The sequence below is a fragment of the Gallibacterium genomosp. 1 genome (genome assembly GCF_001678575.1).
Classification (GTDB): Bacteria; Pseudomonadota; Gammaproteobacteria; order Enterobacterales; family Pasteurellaceae; genus Gallibacterium.
On sequence record NZ_JTJP01000002.1, the window covers coordinates 33,465 to 48,403 of the forward strand.

Genomic DNA, 14,939 nt, shown 5'->3' on the forward strand with positions numbered 1-14,939 from the left:
CCTCTTTCTAATACTTTATTGTGTCAATTCATTTTTTGTCGATGTAGCCACTTTCATCTCTTCACCGCTTTGTTGATTCTTGATAAAAACATCTAATTGATTAAAGGCAATTTCAATATTATTTTCTGCAAATAATTGATTAATCCTACGATTCAGAAAATCTGTCGTCGGCAATCTATCTGACAAGTCCCCTACATAAACACGCAATTCGTGATCCAAAGTACTAGCACCAAAAGTAAGAAAATAAGCTTTTGGCTCTGGTTCTTTCAACACTTTTTCACAATCCTTCGCTGCTTGTAACAACAATCTTTTAGTTAATTCCAAATCTGAACCATAAGCAACCCCGACTGTAATAACCAGACGAGTGATCGTGTTAGACAATGCCCAGTTTGTTAAACGTTCCGTTACAAATGCTTTATTCGGAACAATCACTTCCTTACCATCATAATCAACCAATGTGGTTGCACGAATACGAATTTTGGAAACCGTACCCGAATATTCACCGATAGTAATGGTATCACCAATACGTACCGGACGTTCAAACAGGATAATAATACCAGAAACAAAATTTGCAAAAATTTCCTGCAAACCGAAACCAAGACCAACAGATAATGCCGCAAATAACCACTGCAATTTCGACCACGACATTCCCAATGTTGAAAATGCCCAAGCAGCGCCAATTGCTACGATAAAATAGGTTAATAAAGTTGTAATAGTATAAGGCGCACCTTGTGAAAGTTTAATTCTCGAAAAAACAAACACCTCTAATAAACCAGCAATATTTCTGACTAACACATAAGTGACTAATAGAATAAAAATTGCCAATAACATATTTAATAAGGTGATAGATTCCACTACCGTGCCAGTTTCAGTAGCAACCGTCTGTTGCCACAAAGTGATGCTTTCCAAGTGATACGCCACTGCTAATAAATCTGACCATACAATATAGTAAAAACAGACTAATACTGCCCATAATGCCCATTCAGCAATACGCGCCACCTGTTGTTTAATCTGGCTTAATGCCAATTCAGAATCTTTAGTATCAATTACAATTTCTTCAGAACGCCCACTTTCATTTTTATTTTGATTTTTCTCTCGCTGCTCTTTTAAGCGTTTATACGCTAAACGTCTTGCTGATACCGCTAATGTGCGATCTGTAATCTGTTTGATTAATACCCATAAAACAGTAACCAAATAACTAGCAATAAAGTGCGTAATTAAATTTAAAGCAGTATAGTAATAACCAACGACAATCAACACGATCAATGCTATCGGAATTAATAGTAACAATACACGAATAACTTTCAACAATACAGGCCCAACGTGTTGAGAACCGCCATCATTTTCTTGTGTTGCTTCATACTTTCTTACCGCATATCCAAAACGAGGGGCAATAATTAAGACACAGAAAATCAACGCCGAGATAGTAATAACCTCGCCAATAACATCATTAGTCAACGGCGTATTACTCATATCGCTAATCAGAGTGGTATTAATTAAGAAAATAATCGCCCAAATCGAACGCTTTAATACCGCTAAAAATAACTTACCACTCTCTTTTGCCAAACCAAAATGGCGATAAACAAGACCATTTGGTTTCAATAATTCAATCAAGAAAGAAAATAGCCACCAATAACCTGCCATTTTTAATGTCCACGGCCACGCTAAAATAGGATCGGCAATGATGAAATGCCCCACCAGCACAAAAATGATTAAAAACATCAATGGATAAGGCACTACTAATATTGCTGTTAACAAAATAGCTAACGGCGTATGCCACTGACTATCTGCATTTAATGAACCAACTTGAGAATTTATCTTTGCTAGCCAAGATTGTAGTTTCACTTTTTGTGAATAAATCAATGCTGCAACTAAAGATAGGAACAAAACAAAGCCTAGCATCGGAATAAGATTACGACTGAAATGGCGCGTGTCAATCGCATTACTTATATTCTTTAACTGTGTCAACGCCAAATTCGGAAATGAGACTATCCAATCCCAATCAATTGGATTATTGCTCTTAACCCAGAAACTCTGCTGTTGTAATTTTTGTTGCAAATCATCACTAATTAACCTGACCTGTTGCTGATTTAACTCAATAGTAATCGCTAAATTTAACTGTGTATTTAATAACTTAAGAATATCTGAATAAATTTTCTTCCGCTCAGATAATACCGAAATTAAAGTGCTTTTCTCAGCATCACTCAACCCTGAAGAATTAGGTAGCTTAGTGATATATTCTTCCGGTGCGTAAATAGCATCTCTTGCTTGTGTTAAATCAAAAATCTGTACACGCAGATCAGCAATACGCTTTCCCAAACCTTCTACCGTTTGATCGGTCGGTAAATTCTGTTTTTGCTGATTAATAATACGGGATAAGACTAAAGTCCCCTGCAATGCACTAATCTGTTCATCAATACTACGCTGTGTTTGTGTTAAGTTATCCAACACATTTTTAATGCGTAAACTCTCTTGCGACAATTGATTGGAAGTTTGAGTTTCACTCAATAACTGCTGACTTAATTGCGTATTCTGATTTAACTCATTCTGAATCAATGGATTAACATTGTCATCCTTTGTCTGTTGAGATTTCTCTAATTGCGCTAATTGTTTTTTAGAGGCATCTAAACGTTTGTTATTGAGTACAGATTGCAATGCTTGTTGTTCACTTTTCGCCTGCTGTAAATAGTAAGTTTTTTGATCACGCTGTAATTCATACCAAGAGTTCAACGTAGAACTCTCTTTCAATAAAGTTTGATTATAGTCATTCTGCGCTTCAATCAATGCTAGCTCAATTTGATATTTATTCACAAAAATCGGATCGAGCTGACTATCCGCTAACGCTTTATTAATCGCCTGTGTTTTTGCCAAATTATCCCTTAATATCGATTGAATTCGATCCGGTAATGTTTGTTGGCTTACTAATTTAGAGGCAATTTCATTTAGTGTAGTTTGCAACTCATCCACTTTTTGAAAAGAGAGCTCCATTCTCTTTTGTAGATTATCTTCCGACAATTTTGCTAAATCATCGGTATTGACTGCATTATTAGAATTTGTTTTAAGTTTTTGTAACTCTGCCTGTAATTTAGGAATTTCTGTTGATGCTGTTTTGATTTGATTATTCAGTTCATTTGTCTGTTTTTTCTGCTCATCCAACTGTTTCAATAAATCCAAACTGTCATTCAATGCAGTTAGTAATTGTTGTTGCGTGGCTTCATTACTGTTAGGATTTGCTTTTTGTGCTGCAATTTGCGTCTGGATATCGTTCGCGGAAGGAATTTGAGCCTGCACATTAATACAGGCAAATAAAGCCGCCAAAAACAGCACGAAAACAAAAATACGTTTGCACATATTATTCCTCTGAATTTTGTAAAAATAATGATAATTGTTGAGACAAAAAATGTCGGGAAACTTTAATACCTACAGCCGATGGCATAACTCTTTCAAATGGATAATAGGCGATAGGTTGCTTAAATTTTTCTAATTTTTTTCGCAAAATAGCTTGAACTCCATTCACTTTATCAAAACTAAAGCCTCCCACAAAATCAATAACAGCAACCGGACGCTGCCCATATGTTTGATCTTCAACCGGCAAAACAACAACCTGTTTTACATCAGGTTGTTGCAAAATAAAAGACTCAATCTCTTCAGGTTGGATATTTTCTCCACCTGAGATAAACATATTATCAATCCGTCCCTGAATAAATAATTCTTGCGTATTTTTTCCCAGATAACCTTTATCCCTCGTTGCAAACCAACCCTCTTTATTCAGTAATGTTTTTATCTCACCATTTTTTTGCCAATAACCTAACGCCAGTGTTTTACCTCTCACCCAAATTTCCCCTTCAACCAATTGATACTCTCGCAACGGTAAAAGATAACCGACACCAGCACTGGAATCACTTTTTTTCGCAAATACAGTCGATGCAGCTTCCGTCATTCCATAACCAGAATAACAGTGAATACCAGCATTGATTGCTTGTTGAGTCAACGCCACCGGAATATGCGTTCCACCCAACAAAATATGAGTTAAACGAAAGGATGAAATTTTATCGTCCTTAAGGAACTGAAGAAACTGTTGTAATTGTGTCGGTACCAAAGAGCTGTGAGTAACCTGTAATAAATCTTGGTAGATATTGTCACCGACACAACGTAAACAACAACCGTTTTGTAACCAACGCCAAATTACGCCTTGTCCGGAAACGTGAAACAATGGCAATGACAGCAACCATTCACTGCTCGCATCAATCTGCAATAACGGTGAAATACCTTCAGCACTGGATAAATGATGAGATATTGTATGAACTACAGCTTTCGGCAGCCCAGTTGAACCGGAAGTTAAAGTAAAAGTCAATGGGCATTTTGTCGCCAACCTTTGTTGAATTACATCATCCGCTAAACCAAAATCAAGCTGTTGCAACTTACCTACTTCCAAGCTATTTACATTTAGTTGCGTGCAATCTAGCAAATAATCCATATTGCACTGCTCACAAATTTGTATGATTTTTTCTGCCGGAAACATCGGATTAATCACCAACACGCGACATCGCAAACGTAATGCGACCAAATAGGCAATCACTAATTCAGCCTGATAACGTCCAATCAATGCAATACCTTTACCTAAACTGATACCTTGTGTTTGCCAATTCTCCGCCCATTGCTCAATTAATTGATATAAATCACGCCACGTCAAATAATGTTCAACAATAGAAAAGCGGGTTTTATTCCCGCTTTTAATTTGCCGTTTTAATTTAAATTTTAATGCAATTTCCGCTGGTTTTATCTCGGCATATTGTTGCCATAACATCAAATTGTTTCCTCTTCAATATGTGGCGATGTAAACTGAAATGCCACTAATTGTACTAAATGCTCAGGCACATACATTGCTCGCATAACAGACTCTAACATATTTAATTTTCTAGCTGTATTATTATTTGTTGCCACCCAAAACGGTGATTTCGGAATTTGTTTAGGGTTAACACTACTACCGGAAGCTTCAATCTCAGCTACTTCCAAAGAAAAATAAACTCTTGAACGACCTTGACTCACTTCTGTTGCACTCGAAAAGCCTTCCGGATTAGCACGGTAAAGCATACTTAAAATCATTAAAAAACGATTAACCTGTTTATCTTCGTGCAGAAATTCTGCGGAACTGATGAGTTTTTGAATTTGTCGATTCGTATGCTCAATTACCTCTTTGCTCGGCTGTTTCGGTAATACAGGCGTTTGTTCAGAAGTCGTCAGACTGAATTCTTTCTCCGCAGTGGCTTCGCCTTCCGAACGGCTATTATTACTCTGATTACCCATCTCCACAACATTCGATGAAATATGCTCTTTTTTTGTTTGAACTTGAGGAAAATTTAATAATCTACGTAAAATTGTTGAGGCATCTTCACCGATTGCTTGCGTGTTACTGGCAATATATTGGTAAAGTTCGTCATCAATACTAATTGTTTTCATCATTTGCTCCAAGTTCTGCTAAATGACCATTATTATACGTCATAACAAGACAAAGCCGAAAATAAAATCCGCATTATGTTTAATTTATCAACCATTTTTTCATAACTGATTAAAACTTGATCCTTATTAAGAAATATTTTATCTTCAATCATCATTTCCTTAGATAAAATTTATTATGATCACTCCATTACTTAATTTCGATTATCAGCCCTCTGCAAATGCTCAAGCAGATACTCTCGTTTTTATTCACGGACTTTTTGGTGATATGAACAATTTGGGCATCATTGCTAAAACTTTTGATCAACAATATTCTTTATTAAGAATCGATTTACGTAACCACGGCAGAAGCTTTCATCACGATGAGATGAATTATCCATTAATGGCTGATGATTTATTACGAGCTCTGCAACATCTTGACCTGAAGAAAGTCATTATTATCGGACATTCAATGGGGGGCAAAACCGCTATGCAATTTGCATTGACTTACCCTGAATATGTAAAAAGTTTAATTGTACTCGATATTGCACCGGTTACTTATACCCATAACGAACACAGCACTATCTTCCAAGCATTGTTTGCTGTTGCTGAAGCTCAATCGGAAACACGCCAACAAGCAAAAGTTATTATGGAACAATATATTGAAAACTCGGCAATTTTACAGTTTGTCTTAAAATCATTTGATGCAAAACAGCCTCAAAGATTCCGTTTTAATACCAACGTGTTGTTTAAACGTTATCAACAACTTATGGATTGGTCTGAAAACGATAATGTATGCACGTTGCCTACGCTATTTATTCGTGGTGGAAATTCCAATTATGTATTACCTCAATACAGAGATAAAATTATGCAGCTTTTTCCTAATGCTAATGCATTTACTATCAATGGTGCCGCACATTGGGTTCACGCCGATAAACCACAATATGTGATTCGAGCAATTGAAAGACATCTACAACAAAAGTCATAAATTTAAATGGCGTGATATTTTCAGTTTGCTGGAAACTGTGATATATTGCACGCCACAAAACAGCTTATCAATCTCAAGTAGTCTGAAAGATGGTTTTCAGTGAGTATAATAATGGCAAAACAAGAAGCAGATTGCATAACATTAGACTTATTTGCTCACGTTGCTAAAGTCGGAAGACCTCGCACAAATCCGCTTAGTCGCGAACAACAAATCCGCATTAATAAACGAAATCAGTTACGTCGCGATAAAGCTGTGGGTCTAAAACGAGTTGAACTAAAATTACACACAACAATGGTAAATCAACTTGAACAATTAGCAGAAACGGCAAATATGAGTCGTCAACAATTGATCGAACAAATATTACAAACATATTTAGACAAAAATAGGAATTAATATGGCACTTATTGGTTTATTTTATGGTAGCGATACTGGTAATACAGAAAATATTGCCAAAATGATCCAAAAACAGTTAGGTAGCGAACTCGTTGATATTCACGATATAGCCAAAAGCACAAAAGAAGATATTGAAGCTTACGATTTTATTATGATCGGAATCCCGACGTGGTATTACGGTGAAGCGCAGTGTGACTGGGATGACTTCTTTCCAACCTTGGAAGAAATAGATTTTACAGATAAATTAGTTGCTATTTTCGGTTGCGGTGATCAGGAAGATTATGCTGATTATTTCTGTGATGCAATGGGAACAGTCCGTGATATTATCGAACCTCACGGTGCGACAATTGTCGGTTATTGGCCTACGGAAGGTTATCACTTTGAATCATCAAAAGCACTGATCGATGAAAAAACTTTTGTCGGATTATGTATTGATGAAGATCGCCAACCGGAATTAAGCAATGAACGCGTTGAAAAATGGTGTAAACAACTTTATAGCGAAATGTGTTTAGATCAACTTGCTTAACCCCTTTAATTATCATTTGCATTCAAAAACGAAATAATCCATACTTCTGAAATGGATTATTTCTATCTTCTTAATAGAAATTTTCAGTTATCCATTTATCATTCATAAAGTTAAGATATACAAAAATTTATGACATTGATTTAATTAGAGGCGAGTATGACAACAAATATTGTAGACGAAAACATTAAGTTATTAAAAAAAGTGGGATTAAAAATTACTGAACCACGTTTAAAAATCCTCTCATTAATGCAACGTACTCCGGTACAACATTTCTCAGCTGAAGATGTTTATAAATGGTTGCTTGAAGAAGATGAAGAAATTGGATTAGCAACCGTATACCGCGTTTTAAATCAATTCGACGAAGCCAACATTCTTATTCGCCATAATTTTGAAGGAAATAAATCTGTATTTGAGCTTGCACCGCAGGAACACCACGATCATATTATTTGTATGGATTGTGGCAAAGTGTTTGAATTTAATGATGATCTTATTGAGAGAAGACAAAAAGAGATCAGTGAGCAGAACGGAATAAAATTACTTTCACACAGTCTATATCTCTATGGTAAATGTGCCGACATTAAAAATTGTGAAGAAAAAAATCAAAATAAATAATTAGTATAAATAAATGGTTGCTGTTTATTTTTTAACTTACCAGCAACCATTTTCATTTTCGACTTTTTGCTCTACTTTTTCTTTGGTCTAAAACTATCAACAATTGTTTTATGAGTATCAATATAAATACCGCTTAATAACTCCAAACAATAAGGTACAGCAGCAAAAATACCTTTCACAATCACTTTACCGTTTTCATCTTTCAATCCTTCCAACGTTTCTTTAATTGCTTTTGGCTGCCCTGGCAGGTTAAGAATTAAACTTTCTTTACGGATCACCCCCACTTGACGCGAAAGAATAGCGGTTGGCACAAATTGCAAACTAATCTGTCGCATTTGTTCTCCAAAACCCGGCATTTCTCGATCAGCCACTGCTAATGTTGCATCAGGCGTTACATCTCGCTTTGCTGGCCCTGTTCCACCAGTAGTCAACACTAAATGACAACCACACTCATCCACCAACTCTTTTAATGTTTGTTCAATTAACGACTGTTCATCAGGAATCAAACGTTTTTCTACCGTAAAAGGCGCTATTAATGCCTGCTCTAGCCACTGTTGCAAAGAAGGCAATCCTTTATCTTCATAAACACCTTGCGAGGCACGATCTGAAATAGAAACTAATCCAACTTTAAACTGAGTCATTATTTATCCTTTTATTGAAAACCACTTATCACCGAAAAAGAATAGCAATAATCCTCCCATTACCACCAACATACCAATCATTTTCCAGACAGTAACCTCTCGCACCGGCATATAAATTAAGCCAAAATGATCAATAATCATCGCCGCAATCAACTGCCCAATAATGATAAAAAATAGCATATTGGTAATACCGACTTTAGGAGCAAGAAAAATGGTGGTAAAGACAACCAATGCACCCAACGGGCCGCCAATAAATTTCCAAAACGGTTGTCCAGCAAGATTTTGCAAGCCTTCCCATAAATTTGTTTTAATCAAACATACTAACAACAATGCCAATGTTCCTGTAGCAAAAGAGATTAATGCCGCAATTAACGGCTGACCGGCAACCACTTTACTGAGCTGACTATTAATTGCCGCCTGAGAAGCAAGCCCAACACCAGCAACTAAAGCAAATACGACATAAATTATTCCCACTAAATTGCATCCTCGTTTTCTTCTCCGGTACGAATACGAATTACCCGTTCGACATCATACACAAAAATTTTGCCATCACCGATTTTTCCAGATTGAGCATTATCAATAATCGCCTCAACGCACTGTTCAACCTGCTCATCAACTACAACAATTTCCAATTTCACTTTAGGCAGAAAATCTACCATATATTCCGCTCCACGATAAAGCTCGGTATGACCTTTTTGTCGACCAAATCCCTTTACCTCGCTCACTGTCATACCGGTAATTCCGAGATCTGATAATGCTTCACGCACATCATCCAATTTAAATGGTTTAATAATTGCCTCTATCTTTTTCATATTTACCTCCTGCGGTGAGACTTATTTATTTAATTGTAATAACACTAACACTTCATAGTGTGCTGTATGCGGAAACATATCAAACAACTGTACTTTGCTTAAATGATAACCGGATAAGCGTTGTAAATCCTGTTGCATAGTTACCGCATTACAACTGGAATATAGCAAAAAACGAGGTTGTAGTTCATTTAAATATTGTATTAATTTTTCACCAATACCTCGTCTTGGCGGATTTATAATTACTAAATCTGGTTTATCACCTTGATGTGCTTGAAATTTACTCGCATCAAGATCCTGAAATATCGCATTATATAATCCAGCTTTTTCAGCTGCTAAACGTGCAGAGCGGATTGCCGATTCTGAAATCTCAATACCGACTAATGACACTTCCGGTTCAACCTTTTTTCTAGCTAACGCACAATGCAAACCAAAACCGCCTACCCCACAGAACAAATCCCAAATCTGTTTAATCGGCAATGCTTGTGCCCATTGCTGAGCAGTGTGATATAAAGCAGCAGCAACTTGCGGATTAGTTTGAAAAAAGCCCTGTGGGCGAATAAAAAGGGAAATCTGATTGAATTGCTCTTCCAACACCTGTTGTTCTGTGAAGTAAATTTCTGTTTCACCCTCTAAAATAGCCGCATGTTGCGGTTGAATATTGGCACTAATCACGGCTAACTGTGGCAATTTTTGTTGTAATGCAGGCAATTCTCTACGAATCAAAGGCAATTTTGTTTCACTACGCAATACAAAACGCAACATAAACTGTTGATTGAACTGACTCTGTGTCAACAATAAATATTTTAACTCACCTTTACGCTTCGCCACGTTATAAGGCACAAGCCCTGCTCTAGCAATAAAATCTTTTAATTGAGCGAAAATCTGTTTAAATTCAGAGGGGTAAAGTGGGCAATCGGTGAGATCAGTTGCACTGTTCATATCTTTGGGATTGGATAAAATACCTAATATCGGTTTCTCCACTGCGCCACTAACCACCATTTTTGCCCGATTACGCATCGCCTGTTGTGTCGATTGCTGTGGAGGAAAATAGATTGTTTCTTCACTCACTAATTCGGATAGGCATTGCTGTAAATGCTGTTGTTTACGCTTAATTTGTTGTTGATAGGTTTGTTCTAGCCAAGTGCAAGAGCAGCATTGCCCTTGTGCATAATAAAGACATTGCATCAACCTTTTACCTCTAACCATTTTTGTTGTAATGAGGATAAAAAATGGTGTGCTTTAAGCCAACGTTCACTTGCTTGTAACTGAGATAAAGAAAACGTTTTTTTCTTAGTTAATTGTAAATAAGCTGTTTTTTCTTGTTCTGTTGGCTGATATGACAATTGATCCAGCACTTCAATCACCCCAGCACGCTCATTACATAATAGTAAAATATCACAACCTGCCGCCAATGCCTGTTGGCTCCGTTCGACAAAACCGCCCATTACACCAGCACCTTTCATTCCTAAATCATCAGAAAAAATAATCCCTTTAAAACCAAGCTGTTGTCTTAACACCTGTTTTAACCAAAAACTTGAGCCACTTGCCGGTTGTGTATCTGCCTGAGTATAAATCACGTGTGCCGGCATAATTGCATTCAATTTCTGTTTTTCAATTAATTGCTGGAACGGTTGCAAATCTTGCTGTTGAATCTGGGCAAAAGGGCGTTCATCCCTTGGCGTTTCCAAATGCGAATCGGCAATAACGTGTCCGTGCCCCGGAAAATGTTTTCCTGTTGTTGCCATTCCAGCCTGTAGCATACCATCACAAAAGGATTCCGCTAACGGCAATAACTGATGCCAATCTTGATGGAAACTGCGATCACCAATTGCTTTACATTGATGTCCAACATCCAAAACCGGTGCAAAACTTAAATCAATATCCATTGCGATCATTTCGGATGCCATCAACCACGCACTTTCCTGTATCCAATATTGTTGTTCATCGTTCGGTAATAATGCACTAAATGCCTGCATTGCTGGTAATTGCGTAAACCCCTTACGAAAACGCTGCACTCTGCCTCCTTCCTGATCAACCGTAATCAGAAGAGGACGTTTTACTTTTTGTCGAACTGTTTTAATTAAATGCAACAACTGCTGAATATCTTCAAAGTTACGCGAAAACAGAATAATGCCAGCAATTAGCGGATGATTAAGAATTTCAATCTCTTCCGCATCTACTGATTTACCTTGTAAATCAATGATTAATTTAGACATAACACCTTCAATTCAATTGTTGATGACAAATAAGCCACAGTGAGATCAAATAATCTGCCCATTGCAAACAAGCCTTTTTTTGTGCTTGCCACTGCTGAAATGAGACCAATGGATGATTGATAAAATAATGTTTTAAAAAATAATTTTCTTGCCTTGTAGTTAAACGATTAGCTTGCAAAAATAACGCCAGCTCCCAAAACGGATGAGCAGAACCGGCATACTCCCAATCAATAAAAGCTAACTTTTGACCGTCTCTTACAATATTACCGAGATGTAAATCAAAATGGCACAACGTTTTCACCCCTGTTAAGTCTGGTCGTATTGATGGAGCAATTAAATTCGGTGCATATTTAGCTAACTCTGTACAACGTTCAATAACATTAATTTCACCCAACGCTGCAAAAACCGTTTGCTGTTGTAACTGTTTTAATGCCACTGCGACCTTTTTTAACAAAGGCTTCGTCCATTTTTTTGCCGTTTTCCCCCAAATATAGCTCACAACCAGTTGATATGAATGTTGTTCTATGATTGTGGGGGAAATAATTGCCTTATTATCAACAGAAGCCAAATAGTTTAAAACGGCAGCCTCTCGTTCACGATCTACACCAAGCAGCAACAATTCAGGAGTTTGATAACGAGCGACATAACGAATCCCATCAATGATGACAATTTCACTGCCTTGTGTTATTCCCTGTGTTTGTAAATTCATTTTTCTTATCTAATTGGCTTTAAAATAGACACGGTAATTCACACTGTTTTCATTCGGCTTTTGTAACTGGATCGTTTTTTGTTGTTGTGCTGCTAAAGTTAACACATTCCACTGCTCTTCCTGTTGCCAGTTAGCACGCTGAGTAACACCATTTTTGTCATACCAAGTCAGCAAGAAAGCAGCTTTAATCAACTCATCAGCTCTATTTTTTATCTCGAGCTGTGATGAATTGGCTGACACCTGCAATGAAGGTGCCAACACAGCTTCAATATTAATCACCGGTTGATTGCTACGCAACGGTGACTTCATCTGTGAAGAGCAAGCATTTAATCCCTGCAATACACTCAACATTAAAAAAAGTGTTCTCATTTTGCCTCCATCTATTATGCATTTTTTATTGAAAAAGAGATGACATCTTCAATATTGTTTGTCGATAACGCAATCATTAATAAGCGATCCACCCCCAATGCTACACCGGAACAAGATGGCATTCCAGATTTCAATGCTGCCAGAAAACGGCTATCCATTTGTTGCGGCGGCAAATGCAATTTTTCACGCAACAGATTATCTTGTTCAAAACGGTGCATTTGTTCGTTTGCATCTGTCAATTCGTGAAAACCATTCGCTAACTCCAAACCTTTATAATAGAACTCAAAACGCTCCGCTACACGATGATCTTCCGAACTGATTTGTGCCAATGCCGCCTGTGCTGAAGGGAAATGATACACCGCAATAGGGCGTTCCTGTCCGATATTTTTTTCCACGACTTCACTGAAGAGATATTGCAACAATGTATCTCTTCCTTCCATATCCGCATTGACCAACCCCTGAGCCTTTGCCTTTTCTACCAGCTCCGCTTTGCTGGCTGATAATGGATCAACGCCGACATATTCCTGAAACACAAACTGATAGCTCAAAGATTCCACCGGCGGACAATCTAAAATTTGTTGCAATAAATCATCCACTTCATTGATTAAGCGATACATATCAAAAAAAGGACGGTACCACTCCAACATCGTAAATTCCGGATTATGGCGTTTTCCCGCCTCTTCATTCCTAAACACTTTGCAGATTTGGAAAATCGGACCGCTACCCTCTGCCAATAAGCGTTTCATATGGTATTCCGGGCTGGTAATTAAATGCAGCGTTTTTTTCTGATCAAAAGGCGGTGTAAATTCTGTTTGGAAGGTAGAAAGATGAACATCTGTCACCGAAAACTCGCTTAAAATTGGAGTTTCAACTTCCAATAAACCACGATCAACAAAAAATTGTCGAATATCAGCAATAATTTTGGCGCGTTTTAACAGGTTCTGAATGGATGATGTGGATTTCCAATTTAATGATTGGTCAATATCTGACATAGTAATTCCTTAATCGATAGAAAATCCGTTTATTGTAATGACTTCAGCTATAAATAACAATTTAGCTCATCATGCTTAACTCTGCTTTTCCGACAACAGTAACTGCACACTGCTTTGCCAGAGCTGTTCTGCAATATTCTCCTGATTTTCCGATCTTAATTTGCATAATTCTGCAAAAATAAGCGGTAAACGTGCCGGATGATTAGGCTGCCCTTGCCAGCCCATTATTGGCATATCCGGACTATCAGTTTCAAGCACCAAAGCAGATAACGGCAAACGGGCAATCGCCTGCCGAGTTTTATTCGCACGTGGATAAGTAATAGTACCGCCAACACCAATTTTATAACCGAGATCCACAAATCGTTTCGCCTGTTCATAGCTGCCGGAAAAACCGTGAACAATACCGGCTTTCGGCAATTGATGTCGCTTTAAAAAGGTATAGAGCTGATCGTGTGCGCGGCGAGAATGTAGATTCACCGGCAAATGGTAACGGTTTGCCAAACTTAATTGTGCATCAAAAAATTCGCACTGTTTCTGCCACATTTGCTCCGTGATAATGTCTGCCGGATAACGATCCAAGCCAATTTCCGCCACCGCAATACATTGGTTATTTTGCTGTGCCAAGTGCTGTTCAAGATAATCCAAATCTTGACTCTTATGTGAGGCAATAAAAAGAGGATGCAATCCCACACCATAATAGAGGTTAGGTTGATCGCTAAGCCAATTCGGTAAATAATCAATACTCTGTCGATTAATACCAACAACCAACATTTTCTCAACCTGATGAGCTTTTGCTTCCGCTACCAGATGAGATAATGATTGATTCAGCTCTTGTGCCAAATAATCCAAATGCGTATGTGTATCAAAAAACGGCATAATATTAATGGAAATAGCCTAATAACATCGCGACAATAAAACTAATTAATGCAGGTAAAATGAATTTATTTTGTGGATTTTGTCGTTTAAATGCTTTTGCTGCCAAAATAATATATAACACCAAAGCAATAAATTTAATTATTAACCAATTCATTAATGGAAATTGAAAAAAGAGTAGAAAAGAAAGACCACTCAATAGCAAAACAGTATCAATAATATGCGGTAAAACACGTAACAATTTATATTGACGCCAATCTTTTGCTTGTAATTGCAAGCCTCCACGAATCACGAACAGAATTAAACTTAACCAAGCACTAAATAAATGTAGGTAAATGAATGTTTTCATAACAAAAATAGCCATCTATAAAA

The 14,939-nt window shown here is 37.3% G+C and carries 17 protein-coding genes; 4 read left to right on the forward strand and 13 right to left on the reverse strand.

Annotated features, from left to right (window positions below; translation table 11 throughout):
* Positions 1 to 15 precede the first annotated feature (15 nt).
* The 3 genes from mscK to seqA are packed head-to-tail and all read right to left on the reverse strand — an operon-like array spanning position 16 to position 5,460.
* Positions 16 to 3,351 carry a mechanosensitive channel MscK gene (gene mscK / locus QV04_RS00370; RefSeq protein ID WP_065230515.1) on the reverse strand — a complete coding sequence of 1,112 codons (3,336 nt, stop codon included), beginning with the start codon at positions 3,349 to 3,351 and terminating at the stop codon, positions 16 to 18.
* 1 nt (position 3,352) lies between these two features.
* The gene (menE, locus tag QV04_RS00375) at positions 3,353 to 4,807 is read right to left on the reverse strand and encodes an o-succinylbenzoate--CoA ligase (protein ID WP_065230516.1); all 1,455 of its coding nucleotides are present in this window, start codon (positions 4,805 to 4,807) and stop codon (positions 3,353 to 3,355) included.
* Positions 4,807 to 5,460, reverse strand: a complete 654-nt coding sequence (seqA, locus tag QV04_RS00380; RefSeq protein WP_065230517.1) for a replication initiation negative regulator SeqA — start codon at positions 5,458 to 5,460, stop codon at positions 4,807 to 4,809. Before seqA ends, menE begins: the two co-directional genes overlap by 1 nt.
* A 175-nt stretch (positions 5,461 to 5,635) precedes the next feature.
* Here seqA and QV04_RS00385 point away from each other — a divergent pair, with 175 nt between their 5' ends.
* The 4 genes from QV04_RS00385 to fur all read left to right on the forward strand — a co-directional run bounded on the left by QV04_RS00385 (position 5,636) and on the right by fur (position 7,955).
* Complete coding sequence (locus tag QV04_RS00385) at positions 5,636 to 6,424, forward strand: alpha/beta fold hydrolase (protein ID WP_065230518.1); 789 nt, start codon at positions 5,636 to 5,638, stop codon at positions 6,422 to 6,424.
* A gap of 111 nt (positions 6,425 to 6,535) precedes the next feature.
* Positions 6,536 to 6,817: a LexA regulated protein gene (gene ybfE, locus QV04_RS00390; protein ID WP_013746773.1), complete on the forward strand. Its 282-nt coding sequence runs from the start codon at positions 6,536 to 6,538 to the stop codon at positions 6,815 to 6,817.
* A gap of 1 nt (position 6,818) precedes the next feature.
* Positions 6,819 to 7,343: a flavodoxin FldA gene (fldA, locus tag QV04_RS00395; RefSeq protein ID WP_039136432.1), complete on the forward strand. Its 525-nt coding sequence runs from the start codon at positions 6,819 to 6,821 to the stop codon at positions 7,341 to 7,343.
* A gap of 168 nt (positions 7,344 to 7,511) precedes the next feature.
* Positions 7,512 to 7,955: a ferric iron uptake transcriptional regulator gene (fur, locus tag QV04_RS00400; protein ID WP_039094609.1), complete on the forward strand. Its 444-nt coding sequence runs from the start codon at positions 7,512 to 7,514 to the stop codon at positions 7,953 to 7,955.
* Positions 7,956 to 8,026: 71 nt separating this feature from the next.
* On the opposite strand, the gene mog is transcribed toward fur, so the two are convergent.
* From mog to QV04_RS00450, 10 genes are all read right to left on the reverse strand, one after another.
* Positions 8,027 to 8,596: a molybdopterin adenylyltransferase gene (mog, locus tag QV04_RS00405; protein ID WP_039094586.1), complete on the reverse strand. Its 570-nt coding sequence runs from the start codon at positions 8,594 to 8,596 to the stop codon at positions 8,027 to 8,029.
* Positions 8,597 to 8,599: 3 nt separating this feature from the next.
* Complete coding sequence (locus QV04_RS00410) at positions 8,600 to 9,070, reverse strand: DMT family transporter (protein WP_065230519.1); 471 nt, start codon at positions 9,068 to 9,070, stop codon at positions 8,600 to 8,602.
* Positions 9,070 to 9,408, reverse strand: a complete 339-nt coding sequence (gene glnB, locus QV04_RS00415) for a nitrogen regulatory protein P-II (protein WP_013746768.1) — start codon at positions 9,406 to 9,408, stop codon at positions 9,070 to 9,072. The genes QV04_RS00410 and glnB overlap by 1 nt, the downstream gene beginning before the upstream one ends.
* Positions 9,409 to 9,429: 21 nt before the next feature.
* Positions 9,430 to 10,593, reverse strand: a complete 1,164-nt coding sequence (rlmC, locus tag QV04_RS00420; RefSeq protein WP_082985547.1) for a 23S rRNA (uracil(747)-C(5))-methyltransferase RlmC — start codon at positions 10,591 to 10,593, stop codon at positions 9,430 to 9,432.
* On the reverse strand, positions 10,593 to 11,624 hold the full coding sequence (gene nagZ / locus QV04_RS00425; protein ID WP_065230521.1) for a beta-N-acetylhexosaminidase: 1,032 nt from the start codon (positions 11,622 to 11,624) through the stop codon (positions 10,593 to 10,595). Before nagZ ends, rlmC begins: the two co-directional genes overlap by 1 nt.
* 7 nt (positions 11,625 to 11,631) lie before the next feature.
* Positions 11,632 to 12,333 (reverse strand): phosphotransferase, encoded by a 702-nt coding sequence (locus QV04_RS00430; protein ID WP_231924136.1) that lies wholly within the window; start codon positions 12,331 to 12,333, stop codon positions 11,632 to 11,634.
* A 9-nt stretch (positions 12,334 to 12,342) separates the two neighbouring features.
* A complete protein-coding gene (locus QV04_RS00435; protein ID WP_065230522.1) occupies positions 12,343 to 12,702 on the reverse strand; it encodes a DUF1425 domain-containing protein in 360 nt (119 codons plus the stop codon).
* Between the two features lie 14 nt (positions 12,703 to 12,716).
* On the reverse strand, positions 12,717 to 13,694 hold the full coding sequence (epmA, locus tag QV04_RS00440) for an elongation factor P--(R)-beta-lysine ligase (protein ID WP_065230523.1): 978 nt from the start codon (positions 13,692 to 13,694) through the stop codon (positions 12,717 to 12,719).
* A gap of 75 nt (positions 13,695 to 13,769) precedes the next feature.
* A complete protein-coding gene (locus QV04_RS00445) occupies positions 13,770 to 14,570 on the reverse strand; it encodes a TatD family hydrolase (protein ID WP_065230524.1) in 801 nt (266 codons plus the stop codon).
* Positions 14,571 to 14,574: 4 nt separating this feature from the next.
* Complete coding sequence (locus tag QV04_RS00450; protein ID WP_065230560.1) at positions 14,575 to 14,916, reverse strand: SirB2 family protein; 342 nt, start codon at positions 14,914 to 14,916, stop codon at positions 14,575 to 14,577.
* Positions 14,917 to 14,939: the final 23 nt, after the last annotated feature.